At 71.2% G+C, this 4,396-nt stretch carries 5 protein-coding genes and 1 pseudogene; 2 read left to right on the top strand and 4 right to left on the bottom strand.

The features are described 5' to 3' along the window. Positions 1 to 31: 31 nt before the first annotated feature. Together JF597_RS51305 and JF597_RS51300 are read right to left on the bottom strand one after the other, a co-directional pair. A complete protein-coding gene (locus JF597_RS51305) occupies positions 32 to 484 on the bottom strand; it encodes an SRPBCC domain-containing protein (RefSeq protein ID WP_294013441.1) in 453 nt (150 codons plus the stop codon). Then, positions 481 to 813: a metalloregulator ArsR/SmtB family transcription factor gene (locus JF597_RS51300; RefSeq protein WP_294013438.1), complete on the bottom strand. Its 333-nt coding sequence runs from the start codon at positions 811 to 813 to the stop codon at positions 481 to 483. The genes JF597_RS51305 and JF597_RS51300 overlap by 4 nt, the downstream gene beginning before the upstream one ends. A gap of 71 nt (positions 814 to 884) precedes the next feature. On the opposite strand from JF597_RS51300, the gene JF597_RS51295 reads away from it, so the two are divergent. Together JF597_RS51295 and JF597_RS51290 are read left to right on the top strand one after the other, a co-directional pair. Then, positions 885 to 1,958 carry an amidohydrolase family protein gene (locus JF597_RS51295; RefSeq protein ID WP_294013435.1) on the top strand — a complete coding sequence of 358 codons (1,074 nt, stop codon included), beginning with the start codon at positions 885 to 887 and terminating at the stop codon, positions 1,956 to 1,958. Positions 1,959 to 2,149: 191 nt separating this feature from the next. Beyond that, positions 2,150 to 2,941: an ATP-binding cassette domain-containing protein gene (locus tag JF597_RS51290; RefSeq protein ID WP_294013432.1), complete on the top strand. Its 792-nt coding sequence runs from the start codon at positions 2,150 to 2,152 to the stop codon at positions 2,939 to 2,941. Here the strand turns inward: JF597_RS51290 and JF597_RS51285 are convergent. Continuing rightward, entirely contained in the window at positions 2,895 to 3,848 is a 954-nt protein-coding gene (locus JF597_RS51285; RefSeq protein ID WP_294013429.1) for a phosphotriesterase-related protein, read from the bottom strand. The two genes, JF597_RS51290 and JF597_RS51285, sit on opposite strands and share 47 nt — an antisense overlap. A gap of 224 nt (positions 3,849 to 4,072) precedes the next feature. Beyond that, positions 4,073 to 4,396, bottom strand: a pseudogene (locus JF597_RS51280) (hypothetical protein); the annotation flags it as partial.

Here is a 4,396-nt window from a genome sequence, read left to right as displayed (position 1 = left end):
GGCTCGTCGCTGAGGCGCACCGGGAGCTGCCCTAGCGCAAGGTGGCGAGGTGCTCCTCGAGGACGTCGAGGAAGCTGTTCGTGCCGGTCCGGGCCTCGACGTACTGCTCGTCGGTGAGGTGGCCGCCGCTCTGCCGCAGGGTCAGCTCGGTCTTGCCGTCCCGCTCGACGAGGTCGAAGTGGAACAGGTCGTACTCACCGGCCGGCGCCTCGTCGGGCAGCGTGAAGGCGAGCACCAAGTGCGAGGTCGGGTCGACCTCCTTGAACTCGCCGGCCCAGCGCATCGAGTAGCCGTTCGGAAGAACCATGGTGCCGCCCCACTCACCGCCGACGCGGGCGTCGACGACCATGTCCTTCATCTGGCCGTCGTGACCGCCGTACCAGACCGCGAAGTGCTCCGGCGTGGTGAGGCACTGCCACACCAGGTCCTGCGGGGCGTCGAAGGTGCGGACGATGGTGTAGCCGCGCTCGCTGTCGTCGGTCATGGCTTCTTCTCCTTGGGGATGAGGGACTTCAGGTGGGCGTCGAGGCGGTCGAACGACCCCTCCCAGAACACGCGGTAGTCGTCGAGCCAGGCCGCTGCCGTCCCGAGCCGCTCGCCGTTGATGCGGGCCGGCCGGTATTGCGCGTCCTTGCCGCGGCTGATGAGGCCGGCCGCCTCGAGCACCTTGAGGTGCTTCGAGACCGCCTGCAGGCTCATCGCGAACGGCTCGGCGAGCGCGTTGACCGTCGCCTCGCCCTCGGCCAGCCGCTCCAGGATGGCGCGGCGGGTCGGGTCGGCGAGAGCGGCGAACACCGAGCTCAGCGGATCCATGCTCAACTCCTCAGTTGATAAACCAAATGGTTGAGCAAGAGCGGCGGGTTGTCAAGTGATTGGGTAGGCGCATGACGCTGCAGCTGCGCGGCCCCGTGCTGGTCGGTCCGGAGGACGTCCGGTCCGAGGCCTGGGTCGTGGGGGACCGGCTCACGTTCGAGCAGCCGGCAGGAGCGGTCGACGGGGTGCTCGAGGGCTGGGTGCTGCCGGGACTCGTCGACGCCCACTGCCACATCGGGCTGGGCCCGCACGGCGAGGTGCCCGTCGACGTCGCCGAGCAGCAGGCGCTGACGGACCGGGACGCGGGTGCGCTGCTGCTGCGGGACGCGGGCTCGCCCGCGGACACCCGGTGGGTGGACGACCGCGAGGACCTGCCGGTGCTCGTCCGGGCGGGGCGGCACATCGCCAGGACGCGGCGCTACATCAGGGACTTCGCCGACGAGGTGGAGCCGGAGCAGCTCGTCGCGGCCGTCCGTCAGCAAGCGGTGCGCGGTGACGGCTGGGTCAAGCTGGTCGGGGACTGGATCGACCGGGACGCAGGCGACCTGGCCCCCTGCTGGCCGGACGACGTCCTCGTCGAGGCGATCGCGGCCGCCCACGAGCTCGGCGCCCGCGTGACGGCGCACTGCTTCGGGGAGGACTGCCTCGCTCCGCTCGTGCAGGCGGGCATCGACTGCATCGAGCACGCCACCGGGCTGACCTCGCAGACGATCCCGCTCTTCGTCGAGCACGACGTCGCGATCGTGCCGACGCTCATCAACATCGCCACGTTCCCCGACATCGCGGCGCCGGCGGCGGAGAAGTTCCCGCGCTACGCGCAGCACATGCTGGAGCTGCACGAGCGGCGGTACGCGACGATCGCCGCGGCGCACGAGGCCGGGATCCGGGTCTACACCGGCACGGACGCGGGAGGGTCGCTCGCCCACGGCCGGGTCGCCGACGAGGTGCTGGAGCTGGCGAGGGCAGGGCTCTCCGCGGGGCAGGCGCTGTCGGCAGCCACCTGGGCGGCCCGGCCGTGGCTGGGCCGGACGGGCCTCGAGGAGGGCGCGCAGGCCGACCTGGTCGTCTACCCCGCCGATCCACGGGAGGACCTGGCAGTCCTGCAGCACCCGTCCGCGGTCGTGCTGCGCGGCGTGGTCCGCTGACCGCTCCGGGCGCCGCCGCCGGCTGACAGCCGCCGACATCGGTGGATCGACCGCGCTCAGACGCGGCGGAACCACCGATGTCCCGCCAGCTCAGCACGTGGCTGCGGCGCCACCCCCCGCGAGCACACCGACATCGGTGGATGGACCGCGCCCAGACGCGGCGGAACCACCTACGTCAGTACCTTCCTGCTGTGACCGCGCTGCAGCTCACTGGCGTCACCTGGCGTCGGGAGGGGCTCGAGATCCTGCGCGGGGTTGACCTGACGGTGCAGCGCGGGGAGCACTGGGCGCTGCTCGGCCGCAACGGCTGCGGCAAGACCTCGTTGCTGGCCCTCGCCGGTGCCCGTGAGCACCCCACCACCGGCACCGTCGACGTGCTCGGGCAGCGACTGGGACGGGTCGACGTCTTCCGGGAGCTGTGGCCGCGGATCGGCGCGGTCACGGGCCGGCACCGACCGTCGGGCCGGCTCACGGCGGGGCAGGTCGTCCTGACCGGCCTGAGCGGGACGAACGGCCTCCCGCTGCGCTGGTCACCGAGTGCCGACGATCACGCCGCCGTGGCCAGATCCCTTGCAGACGTGGGGATCTCGTCGCTCGCCTACCGGCCGTGGGACGTGCTCAGCAACGGCGAGCAACGTCGTACGCTGCTGGCGCGGGCTCTCGTTCGAGCACCCGAGCTGCTGCTGCTCGACGAGCCCGCAGCCGGCCTCGATCTCCCTGCCCGCGAGCACTTGCTGGCGTCCCTCGACGGCCTCTCCGTCACGAGCGTCCTGGTGACGCACCACGTCGAGGAGATCCCCCGGACCACGACGCACGCGGCGCTCATGAGCGAGGGCCGGCTGCTGGCGCAGGGCCGCGCGTGTGAGGTGCTGACCTCCGAGCGGATGTCCGAGTGCTTCGGCATGTCCCTGGTCGTCGAGGAGCGCGACGGCCGCTTCAGCGCTCGAACACGCGGCGGGGGACGTCCACCAGCATCGTCGTGAGCTGCTCCTCGGTGACGCCCTTCTCGCGCACGTAGGGGAAGACGTCGTCGGCGAGGTGCAGGTAGTGCCACTGCGGCGTGAACGCCTTCGCGGCCGGATCGATCCAGTCGATGTAGCAGGCCGCGTCCTGCGAGAGCACCATGCGGTCGGCGAGTCCGCGCCGGCACAGCTCCACCAGGGTGTCGGCGCGGGCCTCGAACGTCGTGCCGACATTGATGCCGAAGCGGTCCATGCCGAGCGTGAAGCCCTGCTGCGCAAGGGATTCCAGGTAGTCGACGTCGGGGGTGTCCCCGCTGTGACCCAGCACGATCACGGTCGGGTCGACACCCTCCTCGTCGACCATCACCCGCTTCACGTGCTCCGCCGTGCGCGTGCCCGGGTGGGTGTGCACGGTGATGGGAGCACCCGTCCGCTGGTGCGCCTGGGCGACGGCGCGCATGATCCGCTCCACGCCTGGGGTGAGCCCCGGCTCGTCGATCGCGCACTTGAGCATGCCGGCGACGACGCCGTGGTTGCCCTCCGTCAGGTCGCGGACGAACAGGTCCACCATCGGCTCGTCCATGAACACCGCGGGCCCGCGGTGGTGGAAGAAGAACGGGACGTCGTCGTAGGTGTAGACGCCGGTCGCCGCGACGATCTGGAGCTGCGGCACCTGCTCGTTGACGCGCCGGATGCGCGGCAGGTACCGCCCGAGCCCCACCACGGTGGGGTCGACGATCGTGCGCACGCCCTGCCCGGCCAGAGCGGTCAGCTTCGCGACGGCGTCGGCGACCCGCTCCTCCTCGTCCCACTCGTCCGGCCAGTTCTGCTGGACGTCGGAGGTGAGCACGAACACGTGCTCGTGCATGTAGGTGCGGCCCAGCTCGCTGCTGTCGACGCTGCCGAGGACGGTGGAGACCGAGGTCATGCCGGCACGATATTCAAGAGCTGACGCGGAATGCCGATACCCTGGTCACGGTTGGACCACTCCAGGAGCGGGAACGATCGCTTCCGCCCAGGCTGCAGCGTTGCGCCGGGCACCCCCACAGAGCCTCGCCGGCGACGTCGTCGGCGTACGAGAGAAGAGAACACGATGAACGACTACGGACCCTGGGACGACTGAAATCCCTGCAAGAAGTAGTGGCCCGTCCCTCACCCGAGGGGCGGGCCTTTCAGCTTCTCCAGGGCGAGGCCGAGCACCTCGGCCGTCGTGCCGAAGTTGAGCCGCGCGTGGTGGGTCTGACCGAAGTCGGCGCCCTCGGACAGCGCGAGCCGCTGCTCGGCCAGCAGCCGCGCTGCCGGCAGCTCGTCTGGGAACGACAACCAGGCCAGGTACGACGCCTGCGGGACCGTCAGGCCGATGCCGTCCGGCAGCCCCTCGACGAGCAGGGTGCGCATCCGGTCCAGGTGCTGGAGCAGGTCGGCGAGCCAGTCGTCGCCGTCGCGCAGCGCTGCGGTGTTCGCCAGCGCCCCGAG

The organism is Streptomyces sp. (genome assembly GCF_019510245.1).
Lineage (GTDB): Bacteria > Actinomycetota > Actinomycetes > Streptomycetales > Streptomycetaceae > Streptomyces.
The sequence above is the reverse complement of the archived record's forward strand: the minus strand, read 5'-3'. Positions and strand labels throughout refer to the sequence as shown.

Bases quoted from the DNA above. Each gene is read 5' to 3' on its own strand.
- JF597_RS51305 (WP_294013441.1), bottom strand. From the start codon at position 484: ATGACCGACGACAGCGAGCGCGGCTACACCATCGTCCGCACCTTCGAC.
- JF597_RS51300 (WP_294013438.1), bottom strand. From the start codon at position 813: ATGGATCCGCTGAGCTCGGTGTTCGCCGCTCTCGCCGACCCGACCCGC.
- JF597_RS51295 (WP_294013435.1), top strand. From the start codon at position 885: ATGACGCTGCAGCTGCGCGGCCCCGTGCTGGTCGGTCCGGAGGACGTC.
- JF597_RS51285 (WP_294013429.1), bottom strand. From the start codon at position 3,848: ATGACCTCGGTCTCCACCGTCCTCGGCAGCGTCGACAGCAGCGAGCTG.